We start from the raw sequence: 22,612 nt of genomic DNA, 5'->3' as shown, positions 1-22,612 counted from the left end.
TAAAGGGAAGTTTTTTTTCCCTTTAGTACTTTTTCTTTACATCATCAATATCTACTGACATGAAAAGGACTTCAATTACGTCTATAATAGTCGCGTTTCTCGTTGTCCTTTGGGTTTATGCCTCACTAAGCAAACTACTTGATTTTGACCGCAGCCGTAACCAGATGCTCAACCAGGTATTTTCAAACAGTATAGCAAAGATCCTGGCATGGATGGTACCAACCGCTGAGCTCATAACAAGCGCTTTATTACTCTTTTCAAAAACAAAGCTTTTTGGGCTTTATGCTTCTGCTTTCCTTCTTCTCAACTTTACGGTATACATCGGCCTTGTTATGAGTAACATCTTCGGCCGCATTCCATGCAGCTGCGGAGGCGTTCTTGAAAAAATGAGCTGGAGCCAACACTTAACCTTCAATATCTTTTTTATTGCAATAACATCAATGGCTATATTCTTTATGGAGCAGGAGAAAGCTTTTGCTGAAAAAACTTTTACCAGTGAGAAAGGAGGTAGCCAGCAAGCATGACCAAAACTCAGGAAATGTGAAGCCAGAGGCCAGTCATTTCATAAAGCTCTCAGTTATATATGTTAAACATTTAAATAAAAAAATCATGAAAAAATTAAATTTTGGAGTAGTAGCGCTTCTAATAGGCGTTACCCTCGCCCTTACAGGTAGTGCGTTTAAACCGGTAGTTCAAAGTGAATGGGGCTTCGATCAGGCCACACAACAGTATTATGATCTTAATAATTTACCGTCAGGCTCCACCTCCGAATGTGATTTATCAAGTGCTGTTTGCACAGAGATCTATGATGGAGACCCAAATTCAGGCGGAACTTATATCAGGGATGAAAAAGTAGCCGGTACGTTCAGATTAATACCGTAGTCAGAGTTAAAAGGAGGTTTCGGCCTCCTTTTATATTATTGCTCCTTATCGGTCATTCTGCTCCCAACCATAAATTTCTATTTCATCAGCCGGAATGGAAAAGGTGTATCGCAAACTTCCTGGCAATAACTGGTATGCCTTATTGTTACTTTGTCTTCGCAAAGTTACCTGAAAAGCCGGATCATCATTTAGCCGGCGCAAATCCTGCCATCTCAGCTCCCGCCCTACGAGTTCTTTACGTCGCTCTTCTAATACGATTTTTAAGGCCTCAGCCGATGTTCCGGCACTGAACGGCTTAAATGTATTCTTTTTCCAGCGCTTCTCCAGGAGTTTATTCAGATCCTGCAATCCTTCCAGTACTTTCCCGGTACGGACTTTCGCCTCCGCCGAAATGAGGTAAACTTCATTAATGGTCAGTCCGGAAAATGCAGCACCAGGGTTAATCGGACCAGCATACGATCCTTTAAAAGTGAACTGGTTATTGCCCCGGTTTAAGAAAAACAATCCTTTCCTTAAATCATCAGCGTGATACGTCTGGTATAACAGAGGGTCAACGAATGTTAACGCTGAATTGAGATAGCTATAATTAAGAAGCGGTGCGTAAAAGAGAACTTCATCATTATTATTAGGAAGTACCACCGGAAAAGGCTTCAGTGAAGCAGTGCTATACTGACTATAATCATTCAAGGTACTTTTTAACCCAAGAGAACTTGCAGCGTATTTAGCGGCCTGGTCATAATTTTTCATCGTCAGCGCTGTGCGGGCAAGTAAGGCCAGCGCCGCTGCCCGGTCTGGCCTGGTTTTTACCTGCTGATTTCCCGGCAAAAGATCGACAGCTTCCAGCAGATCTTTCAATACAAGTTCGTAACCCTCAAGTTGCGAGTTTCTGACCAGCGATTGTCTTATTTTTGATGAAGCGGAAATAGGAACGCCCGGAAGCTGACCTGCCTTAGCCGCATCATAGGGACCACTGAATAACTGAAGAAGATTGAAATAGGCGTACGCCCTTAAAAAAAGCGCAGTTCCTTTGGCGGTATTCCAGCCAGGTTCTTTTTTTTCTCCTTCTGTCAGATCCGCTAGTCCTTCAAGCGCAACATTGCAGTAAAAAATATGCTGATAAGGTACGTTCCAGTCAAGCAGCGCTGTACCTTCTTGAATTTCTTTGGCCCAAATGTAGGCGTTTCGTTCCACAGGAGTTCCGAATGCATTGTACCCGGCATCAGTAATGTTAAAATCGTCTGAGCTTAAGTAGCCGATCGCGGGTGTCCGGTTCATTACCTGGTGATTATCCAGCAGGGCTTGCATTTCTGAAAGCGTTCGTGGAATTAATAACGCTTTATCTGATTTTTTGTCCAGGAAATTCTTCTCGCAGCTACCAAGCACTATGCTTAGCAACAAAAAAAGTGTGAGTTTTATTTTCATTAGAATATAATTGTTTTTTAATGGCAATGAAGCTATCCTGAGCATATTCCTTATGGTTTGTGAGTTGTATGCTCATGATGGTTCATTTGATTGATCTTAAAGAGTAAATCTTAAACCCCCAGCAATGGTTCTGGGAAGGGTACCATTCTGGTAATCCGGGTCGTACGGCGCATTGCTGACTTTCCATAGCAATCCCAGGTTATTGGCATAGATATATAGCTGAACTGACTGGAAAGGTATCTTCGGCCAATGCCGTTTTTGTATGGTATAATTCATCTGAATATCCTGGAGACGTATATGGTCACCGCGTTCTACAAGCGTTTCAGAAAACTGGTAAATAAAATCCCGGTTAACATTTGTAGTTAAGGATACGGATGGGACTTGTGTATACTGTTCATCACCCGGCTTTTGCCAGCGTTGAGCAAAATCGCCGTGTCTCCCCAGGCCCATGTTATTTCCATAGGTGATTGAATTCCGGCGATAATAGTAACCGGTCCGGTAACTGATATTAGCAGAAAGAGTTAAACGCTTCCAGCTCACCTGATTTCGCCATGCCCCAAAAAAGGTGGGTCTGGCGGACCCATGATAAATAATATCATCAGCTTTCAATCCTGCCATAATTCCATTGTAATCTTTGCTTATCTGCCCGTTAAGATAGCTCCGGGGATCTCCGGTGGCCGGATCAAGCCCTGCTGACCGAAGGCTATACAATGCGTAAAGAGGACGCCCTTCAAACGGAAGATTACCGCTGGTTATTCCGTCCCCCGATTGCAGGTAGGAACGTAAAGGCGCAAAGACTTCGTAAGCGGTCACCTTTTCCTTGAGCAAACTTGCCAAAAAGATACTTTGTACGCTGAAAGTCTTTCCTTTAAATATATTGGCACTGATCTGCGCATCTAAACCTCTTGTAAGGGTTGAAGATGTATTACCTCTGAACTGTGTGATCCCTGAACTTGCCGGAACAATCACACTTCCTACAAGATCTTCACCTGTCTTATTATAAACTTCCAGGGTTCCGCTGATGCTATTATTTTTCAGACTGAAATCCAGCCCTGCATTCCAGATCTTCACTTTTTCCCAGCTCAAATCCGGATTCGGCGGATTCGTGATCTGTGCATAAGGCAATCTTGTCAGACTGTTAGCACCGCTGTTAAATAAAGCAGTAGTATATGCTGTTACGCCCTTATTTATATTACCATTATAGCCGTATGTGCCGCGAATCTTTAATGAGGAGAATAAATTCGCGAAAGGAAAAAAGCTTTCCTGTTCCACGTTCCAGCTCAAGCCGGCTGACCATAGCGGCAGCGCCCTCTGATTAGCGGAAACTCCAAATAAATTACTCTTATCTATCCGGGCGCTGCCGGATAGCGTATACCTCTTGTCAAAGGTATATGCTGCATTGGCAAACCAACTTATAAAGCGGTCTGTACGGTCTGTCTCATTATCTACATAAGGGATGGTACGTGTACTGGAAGGCAAATTAAACCGCTTAAAGCTTGTAATATAATCCACCCGGATGCCCGTTGCATAATCAGAATTATATCCATAAGTGCGCGATAAGGCACTTTGATTATTCAGATCTTTCATTTCATATCCGGCTATAGCACTAAGCTCATGCCTGTCCAGCCATTGCTTTTCGGTACCAATCTGTGTCCGGAATGTATGGCCCATCTCGCTGTATACATTACGATCCTGTATTCCGCCGGCCGGAAGGTTCCTGATTAAAGCTCCATCAGGAAGAATTTCAGTAAACTGGTTGATCAGGTCTCTTACTGCATAACTTTGTTCTGATTGCAAGTTGTTTTGTAACTGATTGACTAAGCCGTACTGGTATAAAACCGAAGCATTTAACCATGGACTGAACTGATAGCGAAGCCCGGCATTCCATCTGAGATCATTCGTCCTGGAGGAATTATTCAAAGAATGTAATTCCTGTAAGGGGCGGTATTCCCAGTCTAGTATGCCTGTGGCTTTAACGGTTTGCAGGTACTCATTTCTAAAATCCTTATTTACAGATATTGGGTTTCCCTGCTCATCGGTTAAACGGGCGTAAGGATACAACAACGACTGTCCAGCCGACCATGTTAACGGCCCAGGGGCGTTCAGCTGCTGATGCCCGCTGACATAATAAAGTGATGCGTCCCATTTCAGCTTCTGGTTCAAAAACAATAGCTGGTGCTTCAAACTGGCAGTTATGCGCCTGTCGTTATTCCCTGCCTGAGCTGCCCTTTGTTTATCGTATCCTGCTGAGAAGTAAAAAGACTGGTTGTTACTGCCGCCCTGTAAGTTTATCGCGTATTGCTCATTAACTGAGGGCTGATAATAATAACGATCCAGTTCACTTCTAAGATCATACCCTTTCAATTTATTTAACGCGGTATTCAGATCCGCATCGCCAATTTTACCATCCCGCCGGGCGATCATTAATTCGACCACCGGTGAAAGAGCCGGTTTACTCAGCGAGTTTTCGGATGCCAGGTAAAAGCCACGATTAAACAAGGTCCGTTCTGTTTCAATGTAATCACTGACACTCATCCTGGGTTCTTCAAAAAGGTCGGGCTTCTCTCCAACGGTAACGTTATTATTAAACGACCATTCCAATTTCCGGTTAAAACCTCCCTTCTTCGTAGTGATTACAATGACCCCGTTACCTGCTCTTGCACCCCAGATCGAAGCTGCCGCTGCATCCTTTAGAATGCTGATACTTTCTACGTCATTAGGATTTAGGGTATTCAGATCGCCATCATACGGGAAATTATCGATCACCACCAGGGGTTTTGCATTTGCAAAAAGCGTACTTTGTCCACGGATGCTGATATCATTAGCGCCAGAACTGCTCCTCCCCCTGTTAAAAATTACCCCAGGAGCAATATCTTCTATTCTGCTTAAGATATCGGGGCTTACCCGCCGGTTCAGTTGCTCTTCATTGATCAATACAAAAGAGCCTGTAACCCGTTCTTTCACCAGATCTTGATACCCGGTACGGACGGTCACTTCCTGCATGAGAAGGCTGGCTTCCTTAAGCCTGATAACCAGGCCGGCTCTACCTAAGCTGTCAATACCAACAATTTTCTTTTCAAACCCAATAAAATTAACTTCAACTCCTGTGATCTCCGGAGATGTCGTTAGGTTAAATACTCCGTATTCATTTGTCTTTACTACAATAGCAGATGGAAGCAGTTTAATACTGGCTCCGATCAGCGGGTATCCATCTGCGGCAGAAATTACCTTACCGGTAAGTAGCTGCTGTCCCCGAATATGCAAGCTCATGCAAAGCAGGGAGGCTATGATCATATACTTTCTCATATTAAAAGCCCTTGCCGGTTTTTTCCTTAATTACCAGTACTTCTATCATGCGGGTTGCTGGCTTAAGACTGAGCCCATAAGGAATAAGTGCCCTGTTGATACTTTCAGTGTCGGTCATGTCTGCCTTAATTTCCAAATCAACGAAACCGGAAATACCTGTATCATCCAGTAGAGGCAGTTCGTTGTCCTGCAAATAATAATCATCAAGACGGCCAATGAAATGATTCCAGTTTCCATTCTGCAAGGTTGCTCCCGAACGGCTCATCTGGTTTAACGGTTTGCCCCCTTTCGAGATAATACTATTTTTACCGCTGGCTTCCAGCACGATGCATGGCAGGTTTCTACGCTCTACAGCTACCTGATAGTTCGTAAAAAAGAGGCTCAGATCCTCACGCATGGCAGCAAAAGCACTACCCGATGTCACTTCAGGCATAATTAGTTCATAGCAAAACACGTTACCCTCACGCATCCAGCGTAAATAGTCGTTCCCTCGTAAATTACTGCGAAATGATGCCGGATCCTTTACTTCAAGAATCACCTTATTCTTATTCAGGAATTTTTGCCCTTGCCCGTATGCCAGGGTATATATGCTCAATAGGGATTCATTGCGCACCGTGATCTTCATCCCCATACTGTCGCCTGAAAATTTGTATCCCGGCCATAGTCCATCAGCATAATTGCTGATGAGCCGATGGTATTTAAGAGAAGAGCCGTTACCACCATTTAATTCAGTAAACAAAGGTTTCTTAGGATCGTAAACCACCCGCGGCATTTCTTCTTTGGTTATTAACTGCTGGCTATTTCCTGCTATCACGTTTTTTATTCTTTCAGCAGTAACCTCAACATAATCAGTTATAGCAATCACTTTTCCATCAGGATCGATCCACACATAATGCGGTATGCTTCTGTGGGGAAACATGTCATGCAATACTTTATCGCCTATTACTTCAGGTAAGCTTATAGATTTCTTCTCATGAAGCTTTGCCCGAAAGGGTTCAACTACGCTGGCAGGCTGATAGGTTACCGGCAGAAACTGCACTTTGCCTTCAAATTGTTTTTGCAGGCTATCCATCCTTGGGATCATGGCAATACAGGGTGCGCACCAGGTAGCCCAAAAATCCAGTATCAGCAGCTTCCCCTTAAAATCTGAAAGCTTTGCGCTTGTAGTTTTATAATTAATAATGTTGTTAATGGTCACATCAGGAACCTGCTGACCGATGGTTATCCCCCCGGCCTGCCTGGTTTCCTGTCCTTGGACCCCGTTCGCGGTGAGGGCAATTATCAAGGTTAATAGAAAAACTGCGGTTATAGATGCGTATAAATTTGTCCTGGATCTTAAGCATAGCATAGCCAGAACGATAATTTGTATCGTTTTTTTCATTATTAAATCGATTAGTTGAAATTTTATGAATTGTTCAGGGAGAATACCTGACGTCTATTTTGAGCATAGGTAACTTACTCCGGGCTGCAGATCACTAATGCAATAAGAATATCTTGTTTACTCTCCATTGTCAAATTTTAATGGAGCCTCTTAAAGAGAGATACCGAACTATCGAAAATACAATAGGGCCGGTAACCCGCCATGTCTAACGTCTAAAGGCTCTAGTAAAGCCGCCTTCCCTTTCGGAAAGGTTTCCCCGTCAAACATAAGCGAGCACCGACCCTATTGCACTGAATAGGGTTGGGATGCTCTGCTTACGCTCGCGGAAAATTTACTAGATTTATAGGCGAGGCTCGTAAGCCGTACCCCAAATGTCTTTACATCAGAAGTACAGCAAAATTATCAAATTTTAATAAATACTAATCTTTTTATGTCTCTCGGTGCTGTAGCTTATCTCTAAAGATAATTTCTAATGCAAAATTAATTTCTACCGATTTACAATTAAAGTATACCAAACATAAATTAAAAATTATTGAATTGCAAATAATTATTATCGATATGATAATAATTATTATCGAATTGGTATTAAATCATTGTTCTTGAACTTCAGTTATAGAATTTTATCAGTTCTATGGCAACAAAAGTTAATTCTGAAAGGCTGAAAAGCACTATAGCCTCTTTGAAGGCAAGATTTGAGACTAACACGATAACCAGTATGAACGATCTTACGGATATGTATATCACTGGTTTAATTGCGGCATTGGGTATCGGTTATGATGGCTTTATTAATAAATGTGCTGCTCCTGAGAAATTTGTGATAGAAGACTTGGTTAAGCTTTCCCAAATTATTGATGTAGATATTGATATCATTGTTAAAGTTGTTTTAAAACAGGCAAAGAAAAATGTCAAATCGAGGGATATTTCTCATCTTCTTTCTAGTTAAATCTAACCAGAAAGCACAAAGTGCAAGATGTATTTAAGTGCAAATGGATAAGAGTAATCTTTGCTGGATAATTAGTAAATTTGTTGTAGAGCTGAAGGTATAGTGGAGAAAGGCTTGAGTAACGCAGAGATACTACTAAAGCCAAGGCTAACGAGGCGGTAACCACCCCACTAAGAAAAGTTAAGGAAGGATAAATTAGAGATTTTTATTATGGAAACATTGATTGTCGAACCCAAGAACCAAAAGCAATTAACCGCTATAAAAGCTTTCTTAAAAGCCTTAGATGTTTCTTTCAGAAAAGAAAATGAAAGTCCCTATGATTTGGAGTTTGTGGCAAAAATAGAGAGAAGCAAAGAAGAAGTTAAGAAGGGTAAAGTTACCAGAGTAAAGAAAGAAGAACTGCGAAGTTTGTTAGGATTGTAATGAGCCTGCATTTAGACTTTTCAGAACAAGCAAAGAAAGATATTGAATATCATAAAAAGTCTGGTAATAAGGCCCTTTTAAAAAAGATGCTTGTCTTATTAAATGAACTTACTGAGCATCCTTTTGAGGGAACCGGCAAACCCGAAGCTTTAAAACACCAGCTAACTGGAATGTGGTCAAGACGTATAAATCAAGAACACAGGATAGTTTACGAGGTTACCGGGGAAATCATCTACGTCTATTCGCTAAAAGGACATTACCAATAGTGTTGTTTGGCGGGTATGTGAGTAAAGCTATGTAATGTATAGTATTCAAAAGCGGAACTGCCCAAAAAGGCCATGTAACTGTAACCCTTGAAAGAGGGTCTACTATTATCCTGATAAAGATGTACCTGTTGAGGTGTATTCAAATTGCCGGTATTATTATCTATCAGAAAGCCAAGATTGCCCAGGCTATAGCAACTCCATTAAGAAAGATAAAAGAAGGAATTTACAATAGAGACAATTCGCACACGATAATTGCTAAACTAGGATTATGCGTTCAGAAGTAAGAAAATTACATGTAATAGAAGAAGTGCTCAAGGTAAAGAGTGAGAAGGTTCTAACTGCTTTGGAAGATCTTTTGAAGAAATCAGAGAAAAACAAAAATGGGAAGAAGGTACCTGGCATCAGGAATTTTTCGGGCATCTGGTCTAAGAATGAAGCAGACGAAATTGAAAAGATCATAGAAGAATCATGTGAAATTATTCACCCGGATGACTGGAAGTAACACTCTATTAGATACCAATGTTATCATTGCGCTGTTCAGAGGCAACCCATCTGTAATCGCCTCCCTTGAAACACTGCCGTCAATTGATATACCTTTTGCGGTTTTAGGCGAGCTGTATCTTGGCGCCTACCGGTCTTCCAATCCTTCAAAACATGCTAAGCAGATCAATGTTTTTCTAAAACAATGCAGGGTCTTGCCTGCAGATAATGAAACGGCCAACTGGTATGCCTTAATCAAAACAGGATTGCTTAAAAAGGGTAAACCTATCCCTGAAAATGACATGTGGATCGCTGCCATAGCTCAACAGCACAAGTTAACGCTTGTAACAAAAGACAAGCATTTTAATGAAATTGACGGATTGAAAATAGAAAGCTGGTAGCGTAAAAGGGTAGATATGGAATGTGAATCGTGTATAACTTTTTCCCCAGCAAAATTTCATACCTAAGAATCCTCAAATAAGGTGGCTAATTTAAGGTTATAAAAGGGGTTTCCCCCTTAAATAATACCTTCATCTTCAAATGAATAATAACCTTCGGAACTCAATATTACATGGTCCAGAACGGCTATATCCAAAAGACTTCCGGCAGCTATTAATTTGTTAGTCAATGCGATATCTGACTGACTTGGTTTTAAATTTCCTGAGGGATGATTATGGCTTAGGATTATAGCACTCGCACAGGCCTTTAATGCGGTTGAGAAAATTAACTTAGGATCCGCTACGGTTCCTGCCATCCCACCAGATGAAACTTCATATATCCCTATCACTCGGTTGGCTCTGGTTAATAGTAGAATTTTAAACTGTTCTAAAAGTTCCATTTTATCAAGATCCCAGTTATTAAACAGTATGTCATAAACTTCCTTTGATGTTGATACTTTGGGTCTTTCTGAAGCTTTAACTTTAGGTCGGTAAGACACATTGATTTCTGATACCTGGAATGTTGTTGAGTTCGCTTTCTGCTCGGTTTGAAGCTTTTCCATAATTACTTTGATTAAGTGAATGAATTAATTATGGTGCTGCCGATGGTTAAATCAGAAATAAAGTGCAAAGTGGAGATCAAAAAAATGCGGAGGCTCCACGATAGTGGATACCCATTTTTTTGATACTACTTTGGCGAAGCGAACTCGTATTTCTGATTTAGCCTAACTTTGTCTCAATGATTAATATTTTACTCCTCAATTGACTTAAAGGACCCATCAGCGTATTATGCGCTACTACGATCTACTGCTAAACCACTGGCTTTGGAGTTGTTATACGATAACGTTTCAGTTAAGCGCGATGATCAGGACAGGCTGAGTAAATTGAGCTTGAGCTGGCCAGACTTTAGAAATGGAGATTGGTAGTTGCTCTGATAGCAAGTGTTGTTGGAGCTATGGCAGGCATTCTATTCTCAAATTTCTAAATATCCTTTGATAGCATTGGTTTATGGTATATTCGACCAACATGAGATTAATAAATAATTTAGACAAAATTGGAACCTCAGGAGTTCTTCTTACAGTATTATTATCACCCTGCTGTTTTCCAATTATTGCATTTGCTGCTACTGCACTTGGTTTAGGTAGTTTTGAGGTGTTTGGCGGATGGACTATGTGGATCTTCCAGGGGATGGTGCTTATTTCCATAATCGGACTTTACATATCATACCGGAGGCACCGTTGTATGTATCCTTTAATTGCCGCTATCATTAGCGGGATTTTAATTATATATGGATACCATCTCGATAACAGGGATCAGTGGATTTACTTTCTTTATGCAGGCCTGATCGGCCTGTTGGTAGCTACCGTCTGGAATTACCAGCGTAACAAACTTCATTCCTGCTGCAATACCGGCGATAATGAAGATAAGCTCATCGAGCTGAGATCAACTATCACCTGCCCAAATTGTGGTCATAAAAAAGACGAGATCATGCCTACCGATGCCTGTGCCTACTATTATGAATGCGCAAAGTGTAAAACTTTATTAAGACCTTTGAAAGGCGATTGCTGTGTTTATTGCAGCTACGGAACGGTTAAATGCCCTCCAATGCAAGGCTCAAATCCCTGCTGTACTCCATAAATTTAATAGAAACAGTTAGCCGCTAAAAAAGCGTAGTTTTTTTGAATATTTAAAGATTTGTAAGCAATGACCACTAGAAAATAGCAGGCTTTAACATTAGTTTTTGAACAACCCGAAGCGTAAGCTCGATATTCTAAGAATACAGTTACCAGTGTGTAGCATAAAAGTGCTTTAGTTTTAAATAGATCGCGAGCAAAGCCAATAGTGCAAGTATCCAATATATAACCATAAGGTACGTTTTAGGCTTATAACTATTGCTTTGACTTTTTTCCTGGGTTTCCTGGAATCGGCAATTTTCACAGGCCTTCTGACGATGCCTTTCTTAATCATTACCCTTCCATATTTAAAAACCATTCCTGAGCCTGTTGAATAGCCTCGTCCACTACTGTTAATTCGTTAATCCGCCCTTCTTTTTTCAATTGATTTGCAATTTCAATCGCTTTTTCCCGCACTTTAGGATCCAATTCATTCATCCCAACAGGAAAATTTTCTAAAGTCCATTCCATAAATTAATTTTTAGTCCTCAAGATGATTAAAGCAGTTTTGATTTGTCTGCTTATTTTTGAATGAGCCCTGAAACAATATTAATGGTGAGCGCCACAATTATTGTGTTAAACGCAAACGATAATACACCATGCATCCAGACCAACCTTCTAATCCTACGGGACGTAATCTGTATATCAGAAACCTGAAATGTCATTCCAATAACAAAAGAGAAATAGGTAAAATCTAGATAATCAGGCTCTTTCTCGCCAGGAAATATTAAACCTTCAGGTTTCACATTTTCTCCTTTTTTGTCGTTGTCCATGTCACAATAGTAAAAATGGGCATACCTTAATGTAAATATGGTATGAACCAACCACCAGGAGCTCATGACACACGCAAAAGGAATGATGATCTGATAAGCAAGATCTGGCTTGGAACTGTCTCCACTACCTTGTAAAAGTATCAGAATGGCAAAAAGACTGGCAAATGCAGCGGCAACAGCAAAGAGAAATACCAAGGTACGACTGGAATCTTGGTCATGTGCTTCATGCTTCACCTCGGCTGGATGCGAGGTTAATATAGTGATCCAAGCCAAAATTATACTACTTAATGCATATGCCAGCCAAGTGATCATGTAATGTACAGAGGAAGAAAATTTTCCATAACTCAGCAGGAAAATGATTAAAGCCATGCCTGCTGAGATGTATAATTTGTGATGAGCATCCAGTCGCTGGAAGTATTTTAATTTTCCTTTATCCATGTTTCTGCGGCTTTTTTATTTTCTATAGTGTAAAAGCGTACCTGCGCGTTTTTAAATGGCTGGAGCAGTGAAATAATCCGCTTATCATCTTCGTTTGCACCCACGCAACAAATTTTCTCAAAATCATCCGCATGACTTATGCATTGCAAAAACTGTTCATCAGACCATTGCTCAAAACTTGCAACCTCCAGATACCATCGCACCTTTTTTCCGTTAGTCAATATATTATGAACAATTGGATGGAGCTTTTCATAATCCCCTGCCTTCAACTGATTATCAGCCTTTGTTGCAATAATATTATCAGATGTGAATTCTAATAGCTGTAACATCCGTTTCTTAGATTAATTTATCATGCATCATTTTTATAGGCCAATAGTCGAAGAGCATTAAATACAACGATCAATGTTGACCCTTCATGTGCAATAACTGCCGGTCCTATGGAAGCAATACCTAAAATGGTAAGGGGGATTAAAGCACCAACGACGCCAAGACTGATCCACAAGTTTTGTTTGATTATGCCTTTAGCTTTTCTGCTCAAACCGATCGCAAACGGCAGGCTTTCAAGCCTGTCACCCAATAGGGCTATATCTGCGGTTTCCAGCGCAACATCTGAGCCTGCAGCACCCATAGCAATACCAACCGTACTTTTTGCCATAGCCGGGGCATCATTAACCCCATCACCAACCATAGCAACCATCTTTTCGGATTTGTCCAGCTTTTGTACTGCCTTCACCTTGTCTTCGGGCATGAGGTCTCCCCAAGCTTCGGTGATACCAATTTGCTTTGCCACGGCCTCGGCAACCTGCTGATTATCTCCAGTAAGCATGATCATCTTTTTGATACCCAGATCAGTCAATTCAGAAAGCACACGCTTTGCGTCTTTCCGGGGCACATCCATTAGGGACAATATCCCAATAAAATCCTTGTCCCGCTTAACCAGCATAGAGGTGTGGCCACCTTTTTCAAGGTCTTCGACCTGTTTTAAAATATCTTGAGGAATACCGGCTTTGTTAAATAAAGCCTTATTCCCGATGTAAATCTTTTTTCCGCCAATTTCAGCCTGGACACCCCTGCCAATAATCCCCTTAACGTTATGAGCTTCCGGAATTTTTTGCTTTTTTAATTTTTCCATTGCACCCTTAACAATAGCCTCGGCCAGCGGGTGATCACTTAACTTTTCAACGGCTACTGCAACGGTAAGGAGCTCTTCTTCAGAAATATCATTTAGCGGAATCGCATTAGTAAGCTGGGGTTTGCCTTCTGTTATAGTACCGGTCTTGTCAAAAGCAATAGCATTTAAAGATCCCAGATCCTCCAAAGGTCTACCTCCTTTAATCAACACACCGCCACGCGCGGCTCTGGCAACGCCGCTAAGTACAGCGCTTGGTGTTGAAATTGCCAATGCACAAGGACTAGCGGCAACCAGTACAGACATTGCCCTGTAAAAGCTTTTACTGAAAGGTTCATCAATTACCAGGAACGCAAAACACAGGGCTGAAACCAATATCAATACTACAGGTACAAAGTATTTTTCAAATTTATCGGTAAATAATTGTGTTGGAGATTTTTGCTTCTCGGCTTCATTTACCATTTTCACTAATCTTGAAATGGTTGAATCTTTGGCTTCTTTAATTACTTTCACCTCTAATACAGATGCCCCATTAATTGTACCCGCAAAAACCCTAAACTGCGGTTTAATGCTTTTCTCGCTCGTATAATCTTTGGCGGGATCGGGTACGGGCGATTTGTCAACGGGGACACTTTCTCCGGTAATGGGTGCCTGGTTTACACTGCCCTCTCCTTTAATCACGACTCCATCCGCTGGTATTTTACTATTAGGCTTTATTATTATGATATCCCCCAACACTAATTTTTCAATATGGATTTCTTCCTCTTTGCCATCCCTTACTACAAGGGCGGTGGGTGGGGCAAGATTGGTAAGTGCCGCAATCGACTTACGGGCTTTGCCCATGGCATAATGCTCCAAAGCATGGCCTAAGCTAAACAGGAACAGCAGTAAAGCGCCTTCGGCCCATTCACCGAGAATTGCAGCTCCAATTGCAGCAACCAGCATTAAAAAATCAATTTCAAATCCCCCTTTAAGGATTGTTTGAACTGCTTCTTTTGCCGTAAAGTACCCTCCAAAGAAATAGGCGACTATATAAAGTGACAAGCTGGTCCAGGTTGGTATTGTATTTATATAGGATAAACCAAAGCCTGTACCTAATGCTACACCGCAAAGAAGGGCGAATATCAGTTCGGTATTTTTACCAAATACACCGCCGTCCTTATGTCCCGCATCTTCTGCTTGGTCGTGTTTAGCCATTTGGGATTTAGATCCGTTTATTTCTTTCTTCCCGGGAGTTTCTTTAGAGACCGGGTTTTGTAACGGTTTTTCTTTCTGATCATTAACAGCTTCAGTTTTCCGGGGTGTTGTTCTGGTTTTTTGAACCTTGCCTCTGCGATTATTTTTTTCCATGTTAAAGATTGTTAATGCCCTTATTCCTCTTCACTATTTTTCATTTTTGAAAGAAGATCATAAGATCCCTTCAAAACTACTTTTCCTGTTAAATCAGGATTTCCAGGAATCTGCACCTCGATGTACCCACCGTCACTTATACCAGTAGTTATTTCCATCATTTCAAAATGAAATGATTCTCCCGCCTTTTCTTTCTCAGTTTCTGTCTCGTTTTCCTTTTCAATGTGCTTGGGTGCCACTTCGGTTGCAGCTTGAGAAGCTACAAAAATGTACTTCTTCCCTTCGAAATCGACAACCGCAGCTTGTGGCAAAGTCAAAACTACGCTACTTGCAGTTTCAATAAACGCTTTGAGATATGTTCCCGGAATAAAACCTTTACTTCCTTTGGCAATAGCATGGACTGTTACAGTTTTATCAGGATTAATTTCACCGCCCACCAACTGAACTACCGCACGCAACTCGGTTGTATCATTCGTCATGGTAAATCGTACCTGCTGTCCTGCTTTCACTTTTACAGCATCTTTTTCAAATACATTTAACTCTACATGCAGGTTCGAACTATTCACGATCTCAAACATGATGTCGTTTGGATTAACAAATTTCCCAATATTGACATTCACTTCGGTCACATAGCCGCTAATTGGCGCATAAATACTTACCTGACTGCGGATATTTCCTGCGGATAAGCTTCCGGGGTTAATATTAATTAGACGCAATCGTTGTTTCAGCGCATTTTCTCTGGCCAAAGCGCTTTGATAGTTGGCTTTTGCCTGTTGTAGCGTTTTTTGAGAATTTACGTTCTGTTGCGCCAGAGTTTGCTGTCGTTTATATTCAGAATTGGTGAGTTCTAACTGACTTCTGCTTTCCAGATAGTCCTGCTGAAGCTGAACGAATTCCTGGTTTTCTAAAACAGCAATTACCTGTCCCTTGTTTACGTTACTTCCCTGCAAAAGAGGGGTGGATTTTATAATACCTCCCATTTGGCTTGTAACGCTTACAAGATTTTGGGGCGGTACATCAATAAATCCGTTAACTTTTAATACACCGCTTAAGGATCTCATTTCCGGTGAGCCTAACGTAAAGCCCACTGTCTTATATTGAGCCTCCGTAATCTCTACAGAGGTTTCACTTTCATTATGAGTGCTGTCCTCTTGAGTTTGTTCAACCGAGGTTTCTTTACTACCACAAGAGGCAAAAAAAACAGTTATTATAGTAAGGAAGCAGATCTGCTTGATTATTTGAATTTTACTTTTCATCTTCTATTGAATTATAAACCCATAAGGTATTGAAGTGTATAAACTGATTGATTGTATTGATTGATAGCCTGGAGATAATTGAACCGAATTTCTGAATAGGTTCGTAATCCCTGTAAATATTCCACATAGCCAATCTCCCCATTTTGAAAGGCTATCTGAGACTGCTTTAGAATAAGGTTAGCATTTGGCAGTGCACTTGATTTATAATATTCAATACTGCGGGAGTTTTTTAGCAGTTCCTGATATGCTTTGTTGTACTGCCCCTGGAGATTAGTTTGAAAAAGGCTAAATTCACTTTCAGCAACCTGCTTTCCTATTTGTGCAGCCTTAATGCGTGCGGAAAAAGGTTTGGAAAAGATTGGGATAGAAATACCTGCCTGTATACCCTGGAATCGCTTGCCACCGTTGAAATACACATCCTGCCCGTTAACATTCTGATTACCTATGATGGACTGATTAAAGTATCCTACGGAAAAATCCGGGCCCAAGCGTGCTTTTTCAAGACCGATAGATTTATCTGCAATTTCAATCTGTTGCCTGTACGATGCAAGAAGAGGGTTTCTTGCAATCATACTGTCAAGTATTACATTATTCCAATTAACCGGGACAAACTGTTCTTTTGTGATCTCGATGTTCTCCCGTGAGTTAAGCAGCCTCTGTAGTTCGGAGGTATAGGCTAAAATATCAGATTGATTTTTGCTCATTTGATTACGCACTTCATTATACTGTGTCTCTGCTGAAGTTTTTTCAAGCAGGTTGGTTTCCCCGGTCTCGTATCGAAGAGCCGCAGCTTTCAAGAAGCTATTGTAAACGGTGTCCTGGCTGAGATACAACTGTTGAAGAGCAATAAAATACGCTAGCTGGGTGTAGTTACTTTTGACCTGATAGCTTAACTCATTCTGAGTTATCGACAAGCCAATCTCTGCACCTCGGATCTGTGCATCGTAGAGACTACGCTGGCTCTTAAAAAGCCCTGGATTTGGAATACTTTGAGAAGCACTAAAGTTATTATCTCTTTTTATTCCATTGATCTGCCCGTATTGAACTTCAAAATTTGTTTTACCTAAGTCTCTTGAACTACCTCTTAATGCCTGCTGCTGACTGATTTGAAAGCCGGAAGACTTTACTGCCTGATTGTTGTTCAGAGCTGTTTGTATAGCCTGTTGCATGGTTATTGGCGTGCCTGATACAGGCACTTGGGCTTTAACTGCCGGAGCAAATAACGTGAGCCCTGCAATGAAGAGGGCAATTGTAGCAGTAGGAATAGCTCTGTTCCTTTTGCTTTTGAAACTTTCGAAATATGTATATAACACGGGTAAAACAATTAAGGTTAAAATAGTTGATGTTATCAAGCCGCCAATAACGACTGTAGCCAGGGGCTTTTGAACTTCCGCGCCAGCTGCTGAAGAAAGAGCCATAGGCAGAAATCCTAAGGATGCAACGGTAGCGGTCATTAACACCGGTCTCAAGCGGATAGCTGTACCTTTAAGCACAATTTCATCTAATCCGTACTTATTGAGTTTTTTGAGCCTGTTAAATTCAGTTATTAGCACGATTCCGTTTAAAACGGCTACACCGAAAAGGGCAATGAAGCCAACACCCGCTGAAATACTGAATGGCATTCCCCTTAACAGAAGGGCGAAAATTCCTCCAATTGCTGCCATTGGAATCGCTGAAAAGATGAGGATGGATTGCTTAACAGAGCCAAAAGAGAAATATAAAAGCAATAGAATTAACAGCAAAGCAACCGGTACCGCTATAGATAATCGCTGAGTTGCTTGCTTCAAATTCTCAAACTGTCCGCCGTAGGTTATAAAATATCCTGTCGGTAGTTTGATCTGCTGATTGATCTTTAGTTCGATTTCTTCTACTACACTGGCAATATCACGTCCGCGAACATTTAATCCTACGATAATACGGCGTTGAGTATCTTCCCGCTGGATCTGGTTAGGACCAATCACGAACTCAACTTCAGCAAGCTGATCAAGCGGAACCTGGTTGCCGTTTGGAGCAGTTACATACACATTTTTTACATCATCAATATCCTGACGGTTCTGAAGTGACAAACGTACTACCATATCGTATCGTTGCTCACCTTCATAAACCAAACCCGCCGACTGTCCTGCAAATGCGGTATTTAATGCCTGATTAACAGTCTCTACACTTAATCCGTATTGGGCAATCCGGTCACGATTGATTCTTACCACGATTTGGGGCAGGCCTGTAGCCTGTTCCAGATATAAGTCTCGTGCCCCATCAACTGTTGAAACAATTTTTCCTATTTTTTGAGAGAGATCAGTTAATTGATTAAGATCGTCCCCAAAGATTTTAATACCTATATCCTGTCTTACACCTGATATAAGCTCGTTAGAACGTAATTGGATGGGTTGCGAAAACCCAAAACTAACACCTGGTACATCTTCCAGGGCTTCGCCCATTAATTCTGCCAGCTCTTCACGGTCATGTGTCGTTGTCCAGTCTTTCTTATCTTTTAGTATTACCGTCAGATCCGTGGCCTCCATTGGCATTGGGTCTGTGGGGATCTCGGCAGCGCCTATTTTTCCAATTACCTCCTTCACTTCCGGAAATCGTTCTACTAAGATTTTAGATGCCTGATTTATCTTATCAATAGATTGGCTAAGAGAACTGCCGGTGAGCAATCTTGTTTCGACTGCAAAATCGCCTTCTTCCAATGTGGGGATAAATTCGCCTCCCATGCGGGTAAATACGAAAATACTAACTGCCAGCAATGCTACGGATGAGATAATAACGAGCTTACGTTTACGTAATGCAGCATGTATCATTGGACTATATTTCCTTTGAAAGAAATCCATCATCCGATCAGAGAAATTCTTTTTATGAGAGATGTTTTTACTAAGAAACAGCGACGATACCATAGGAACGTAAGTCAGGGAAAGGATAAACGCACCCAGGATAGCAAAGGATACTGTTTGCGCCATCGGGCCGAACATTTTCCCTTCAATACCGACCAGAGCAAGGATTGGCAGGTAAACAATTAAAATAATGATCTGGCCAAACGCTGCAGCACTCATCATTCGCACTGAGGATTTTTCCACCTGTTCATCCATTTCGGATTGAGTGTAGGCCTTGCCAGTTTTATTGCCGGCAAGCTGATGCATTGTCGCTTCCACAATAATAACTGCACCATCGACAATTAAACCAAAGTCTATTGCTCCAAGGCTCATCAGGTTGCCTGATACTCCAAACAAGTTCATCAGAGAAATCGCGAAAAGCATGGCCAGTGGGATTACTGAGGCCACGACCAGTCCCGCCCTGAAATTGCCCAGGAACAATACCAATACGAAAATAACGATCAAAGCGCCCTCAATCAGGTTTGTCGCAACAGTTCCCATTGCCCTATCCACTAAAGCACTCCGGTCAAGAAAGGGCTCAATAGTTACTCCTTCCGGCAGTGTTTGCGTAATGCGTTCTATTTTTGCCTTCACCTGCTTAACTACATTATTGGCGTTAGCACCTTTCAGCATCATTACGATGCCTCCAACAGCTTCTCCCTGGCTTTTTGCAGTAGCACGTGTAAGGGCACCGTAACGGATAGAGTTACCAATCTGAACGGTAGCAATATCCCGGATTAATACAGGAATGCCGTTAGTATTGTTCTTAACAACGATCTTATTGATATCATCAAGACCGCCAACTAATCCCTCGCTTCGTATAAAGTAAGCATTGGGCTTTTTATCGATATAAGCGCCTCCTGTATTTTGGTTATTCTGTTCCAGAGAATTAAAAACATCACTGATACTTAAATTAAAACTTCTCAGTTTATCAGGATCTAAAGCAATCTCGTATTGCTTTAACAAACCGCCAAAGCTATTCACTTCTGCAATGCCGGGTGTGCCTAAAAGCTGTTTACGTACGATCCAGTCCTGTATACTTCGTAATTCACGGGCGTCAAATTTCTTTTCAAAGCCAGGTTTTGCATGAATTACATACTGGTATATCTCACCCAATCCGGTAGATATTGGCGATATTTCGGGGTTGCCCAGATCCCCTGGTATATTGTTCTTTGCTTCGGCCAATTTTTCATTAACCTGTTGCCGGGCCCAATAAATATCTACATCATCATTAAATACGATAGTAACTACAGAAAGGCCAAACCGCGAAAGAGAACGAACCTGCTCAATTTCTGGTATGGTAGACATGGTTTGCTCTACCGGATAAGATATTAAACGCTCCACTTCCTGGGTGGCCAGAGAAGGACTCAATGTAATAACCTGTACCTGGTTATTCGTTATATCAGGTACGGCGTCTATCGGTAACTGTCTTAAGGAGTATACTCCCCAAGCAATCAGCGCAAATGTGAACAAGCCTATAACCAGCTTGTTTTGTATAGAAAACTGAATGATTTTTTTCAGCATTGAATTTAAATTAGGTTGTAATTAAAAAAAATAAATATGCGATCAAATCATTCCAAGAGGATTGATCAGAACACAATAATTCAATAATTTTTATTAACCTAATCTAGGCGGCTGCCAAACTGCAACAGAGGTGGAAGTTGCTTTTCCTAATGCATTGTTAGGGTACTCTAAGCTTATTTGTAAGGGAATATCTATGGAAAATATTACATTTTTCATAACTGATGGAGCGTTGCAGCAGGCGCAAACACAAAACGGAGAACAGGCATCCAAACCACGCTCATTGTGATTTTTCGGAGTAGAAGTTTCTGTGTACTCAGTTTTAATTATGGAAGTTTGTTTGTATGAAACAGCATCTGCGCAGGGCACAAGGCTCACCAGCATTACGATTGTACATACGATCCGACTCCAGAATTTCACTTTTGATAATTTCGTCAAAGATATGAACAATCAATTAGTATATCAGTTTTTTTTATTTAAGAAATATTTACGGCCTGCATAGTAGCATAAAAAGAAGGACTACCATTAAACAGTATATTTAGTTTCCTGTTGACTATAATATTGAGTTAAAAAAAAGAAAATGTCAAAAATCCTCACCATAACCATTAATCCCGCTGTTGATTGCAGCACCAATATCGAGAAACTAATACCTGAGCAAAAGCTTCAATGCGCCCAACCAAAATATGAACCTGGTGGCGGAGGTATTAATGTTTCCAGAGGACTTAAGCGCTTGGGAAGTGCTTCAACTGCATTATTTCCTAAGGGTGGGTTTACAGGAGATCTCCTGATTAGTCTTTTGAACGAGGAGAAAATTTCTTACGAACCGATTGACACCAGGAGTGAAACCCGGCAGAATTTTATTGTTGTGGAGTCATCATCTAACCAGCAATTTCGCTTCGGAATGCCCGGAACAAAGATATCTCCTCAAGAGACCCAACTTATTCTTACAGCGATAGAAAAATTATCCGGCAAAATGGACTATATCGTTGCCAGCGGGAGTCTTCCTCCAGGCATCAATTCTGATTTCTATGCTAAAATTTCCAGAATTGCAAAAAAAACAGGCAATCGTTTTATTGCTGACACCTCGGGGGAAGCGCTCAGCCAAGTGGCTGAAGAAGGTGCCTATCTTCTTAAGCCAAATTTAAGAGAGCTTAGTCTGATTTCGGAGAAAGAAACATTGGATGATACCTTAATTGATGAGTCTGCAAGAGCATTGATTGGCAAGGGCAAGTGTGAAGTCATCGTGGTTTCGATGGGAGCCCAGGGTGCATATCTTGTGACAAATACCATCGCAGAACAGGTACAAGCTCCCACCGTCAGAAAATTAAGTACAGTCGGGGCTGGAGATAGTATGGTAGCAGGTATGGTACACTCCTTATCGAATGGTAAGAGTCTGCAAGAAATGGTCCGTATGGGCATAGCCTGTGGAACCGCTGCTACAATGAATCCAGGAACTGAACTCTTTAAGATGGATGATGCAGAAAAGCTTTATAAATGGCTAACCAGGAAAACTCAAAAAGCAATTTCCTAATCGAAAATGAAAGCAGAAGTTGAAAACATCCTAATCTCAAAAGAGATTAATCCAACACCAAACCGAATGTTGGTGCTAAACTTTATGCTGGATCAGCAAGCTGCAACAAGTTTAAGTGATATAGAAAGAGAATTAACTCCCATTGATCGAGTTAGTGTATACCGAACTCTGAAGACATTCCAGGAAAAGGGCTTGGTACATTCGATCGAAGATGGCACCGGAGTTCCGAAATATGCCATGTGTGCAGAAGAGTGTGATTCGCAAGCGCATCAGGATCTTCATCCACATTTTTACTGTAGTTCGTGTAGAGAAACGTTTTGTCTGCCTGCTACAACGATTCCAACAATGAAGCTGCCGGAGAGCTTCAGGGCCGAGGAAGTCGACTTAATCATCAAAGGATTATGTAATAAATGCAATTCCATTGCATAGGGTACTGACTTATCTTTGTAATAAATAATAGTTAACGATGGAATTCCTGACGATTAAGCATCCTCGAAAATTGTCGGCAAAAAGTAATATCAGGCAGTA

20 protein-coding genes and 1 pseudogene are annotated in these 22,612 nt (G+C 41.2%); 11 read left to right on the top strand and 10 right to left on the bottom strand.

The window, feature by feature from the left end; genetic code table 11:
* Positions 1–59: 59 nt before the first annotated feature.
* Positions 60–524, top strand: coding sequence for a MauE/DoxX family redox-associated membrane protein (locus tag P2W76_RS16220; protein WP_276348945.1), 465 nt, complete (start codon positions 60–62; stop codon positions 522–524).
* A gap of 85 nt (positions 525–609) precedes the next feature.
* Positions 610–882, top strand: a complete 273-nt coding sequence (locus P2W76_RS16215; RefSeq protein ID WP_276348944.1) for a hypothetical protein — start codon at positions 610–612, stop codon at positions 880–882.
* A 45-nt stretch (positions 883–927) separates the two neighbouring features.
* On the opposite strand, the gene P2W76_RS16210 is transcribed toward P2W76_RS16215, so the two are convergent.
* The 3 genes from P2W76_RS16210 to P2W76_RS16200 form a co-directional block, all read right to left on the bottom strand.
* The gene (locus tag P2W76_RS16210; protein ID WP_276348943.1) at positions 928–2,304 is read right to left on the bottom strand and encodes a RagB/SusD family nutrient uptake outer membrane protein; all 1,377 of its coding nucleotides are present in this window, start codon (positions 2,302–2,304) and stop codon (positions 928–930) included.
* 96 nt (positions 2,305–2,400) lie between these two features.
* Positions 2,401–5,610, bottom strand: coding sequence for a SusC/RagA family TonB-linked outer membrane protein (locus P2W76_RS16205; RefSeq protein ID WP_276348942.1), 3,210 nt, complete (start codon positions 5,608–5,610; stop codon positions 2,401–2,403).
* Between the two features lies 1 nt (position 5,611).
* Positions 5,612–6,991 (bottom strand): TlpA family protein disulfide reductase, encoded by a 1,380-nt coding sequence (locus P2W76_RS16200; RefSeq protein ID WP_276348941.1) that lies wholly within the window; start codon positions 6,989–6,991, stop codon positions 5,612–5,614.
* A gap of 631 nt (positions 6,992–7,622) precedes the next feature.
* Here P2W76_RS16200 and P2W76_RS16195 point away from each other — a divergent pair.
* The 5 genes from P2W76_RS16195 to P2W76_RS16175 all read left to right on the top strand — a co-directional run bounded on the left by P2W76_RS16195 (position 7,623) and on the right by P2W76_RS16175 (position 9,504).
* The gene (locus P2W76_RS16195; protein WP_276348940.1) at positions 7,623–7,934 is read left to right on the top strand and encodes a hypothetical protein; all 312 of its coding nucleotides are present in this window, start codon (positions 7,623–7,625) and stop codon (positions 7,932–7,934) included.
* A 210-nt stretch (positions 7,935–8,144) separates the two neighbouring features.
* The gene (locus tag P2W76_RS16190; RefSeq protein ID WP_276348939.1) at positions 8,145–8,357 is read left to right on the top strand and encodes a DUF2683 family protein; all 213 of its coding nucleotides are present in this window, start codon (positions 8,145–8,147) and stop codon (positions 8,355–8,357) included.
* A complete protein-coding gene (locus tag P2W76_RS16185; RefSeq protein ID WP_276348938.1) occupies positions 8,357–8,623 on the top strand; it encodes a Txe/YoeB family addiction module toxin in 267 nt (88 codons plus the stop codon). Before P2W76_RS16190 ends, P2W76_RS16185 begins: the two co-directional genes overlap by 1 nt.
* Positions 8,624–8,891: 268 nt before the next feature.
* A complete protein-coding gene (locus P2W76_RS16180; RefSeq protein ID WP_276348937.1) occupies positions 8,892–9,125 on the top strand; it encodes a hypothetical protein in 234 nt (77 codons plus the stop codon).
* Positions 9,112–9,504 carry a type II toxin-antitoxin system VapC family toxin gene (locus P2W76_RS16175; RefSeq protein ID WP_276348936.1) on the top strand — a complete coding sequence of 131 codons (393 nt, stop codon included), beginning with the start codon at positions 9,112–9,114 and terminating at the stop codon, positions 9,502–9,504. The genes P2W76_RS16180 and P2W76_RS16175 overlap by 14 nt, the downstream gene beginning before the upstream one ends.
* 116 nt (positions 9,505–9,620) lie before the next feature.
* On the opposite strand, the gene P2W76_RS16170 is transcribed toward P2W76_RS16175, so the two are convergent.
* On the bottom strand, positions 9,621–10,103 hold the full coding sequence (locus P2W76_RS16170) for a JAB domain-containing protein (RefSeq protein ID WP_276348935.1): 483 nt from the start codon (positions 10,101–10,103) through the stop codon (positions 9,621–9,623).
* A 445-nt stretch (positions 10,104–10,548) separates the two neighbouring features.
* Between P2W76_RS16170 and P2W76_RS17925 the strand changes: the two are divergent.
* Positions 10,549–10,905, top strand: a pseudogene (locus P2W76_RS17925) (MerC domain-containing protein); the annotation flags it as partial.
* Between the two features lie 66 nt (positions 10,906–10,971).
* Positions 10,972–11,178: a GDCCVxC domain-containing (seleno)protein gene (locus P2W76_RS17920; RefSeq protein ID WP_346429843.1), complete on the top strand. Its 207-nt coding sequence runs from the start codon at positions 10,972–10,974 to the stop codon at positions 11,176–11,178.
* A gap of 329 nt (positions 11,179–11,507) precedes the next feature.
* On the opposite strand, the gene P2W76_RS16160 is transcribed toward P2W76_RS17920, so the two are convergent.
* From P2W76_RS16160 to P2W76_RS16135, 6 genes are all read right to left on the bottom strand, one after another.
* Positions 11,508–11,684 (bottom strand): hypothetical protein, encoded by a 177-nt coding sequence (locus P2W76_RS16160; protein WP_276348933.1) that lies wholly within the window; start codon positions 11,682–11,684, stop codon positions 11,508–11,510.
* A gap of 50 nt (positions 11,685–11,734) precedes the next feature.
* Entirely contained in the window at positions 11,735–12,424 is a 690-nt protein-coding gene (locus P2W76_RS16155) for a DUF1345 domain-containing protein (protein ID WP_276348932.1), read from the bottom strand.
* Entirely contained in the window at positions 12,406–12,753 is a 348-nt protein-coding gene (locus P2W76_RS16150) for an STAS/SEC14 domain-containing protein (protein WP_276348931.1), read from the bottom strand. The genes P2W76_RS16155 and P2W76_RS16150 overlap by 19 nt, the downstream gene beginning before the upstream one ends.
* A gap of 20 nt (positions 12,754–12,773) precedes the next feature.
* Positions 12,774–14,750 carry a heavy metal translocating P-type ATPase gene (locus P2W76_RS16145; RefSeq protein ID WP_276349283.1) on the bottom strand — a complete coding sequence of 659 codons (1,977 nt, stop codon included), beginning with the start codon at positions 14,748–14,750 and terminating at the stop codon, positions 12,774–12,776.
* 173 nt (positions 14,751–14,923) lie between these two features.
* Entirely contained in the window at positions 14,924–16,159 is a 1,236-nt protein-coding gene (locus P2W76_RS16140; protein WP_276348930.1) for an efflux RND transporter periplasmic adaptor subunit, read from the bottom strand.
* Positions 16,160–16,170: 11 nt separating this feature from the next.
* The gene (locus P2W76_RS16135) at positions 16,171–20,556 is read right to left on the bottom strand and encodes a CusA/CzcA family heavy metal efflux RND transporter (protein WP_276348929.1); all 4,386 of its coding nucleotides are present in this window, start codon (positions 20,554–20,556) and stop codon (positions 16,171–16,173) included.
* A 577-nt stretch (positions 20,557–21,133) separates the two neighbouring features.
* Between P2W76_RS16135 and P2W76_RS16130 the strand changes: the two genes are divergently transcribed.
* Entirely contained in the window at positions 21,134–22,084 is a 951-nt protein-coding gene (locus P2W76_RS16130) for a 1-phosphofructokinase family hexose kinase (RefSeq protein ID WP_276348928.1), read from the top strand.
* A gap of 6 nt (positions 22,085–22,090) precedes the next feature.
* On the top strand, positions 22,091–22,513 hold the full coding sequence (locus P2W76_RS16125; protein WP_276348927.1) for a transcriptional repressor: 423 nt from the start codon (positions 22,091–22,093) through the stop codon (positions 22,511–22,513).
* Positions 22,514–22,612 lie beyond the last annotated feature (99 nt).

Source organism: Daejeonella sp. JGW-45, assembly GCF_029360805.1.
GTDB lineage: Bacteria > Bacteroidota > Bacteroidia > Sphingobacteriales > Sphingobacteriaceae > Daejeonella.
This window is presented reverse-complemented; position numbering and strand designations above follow the sequence as displayed.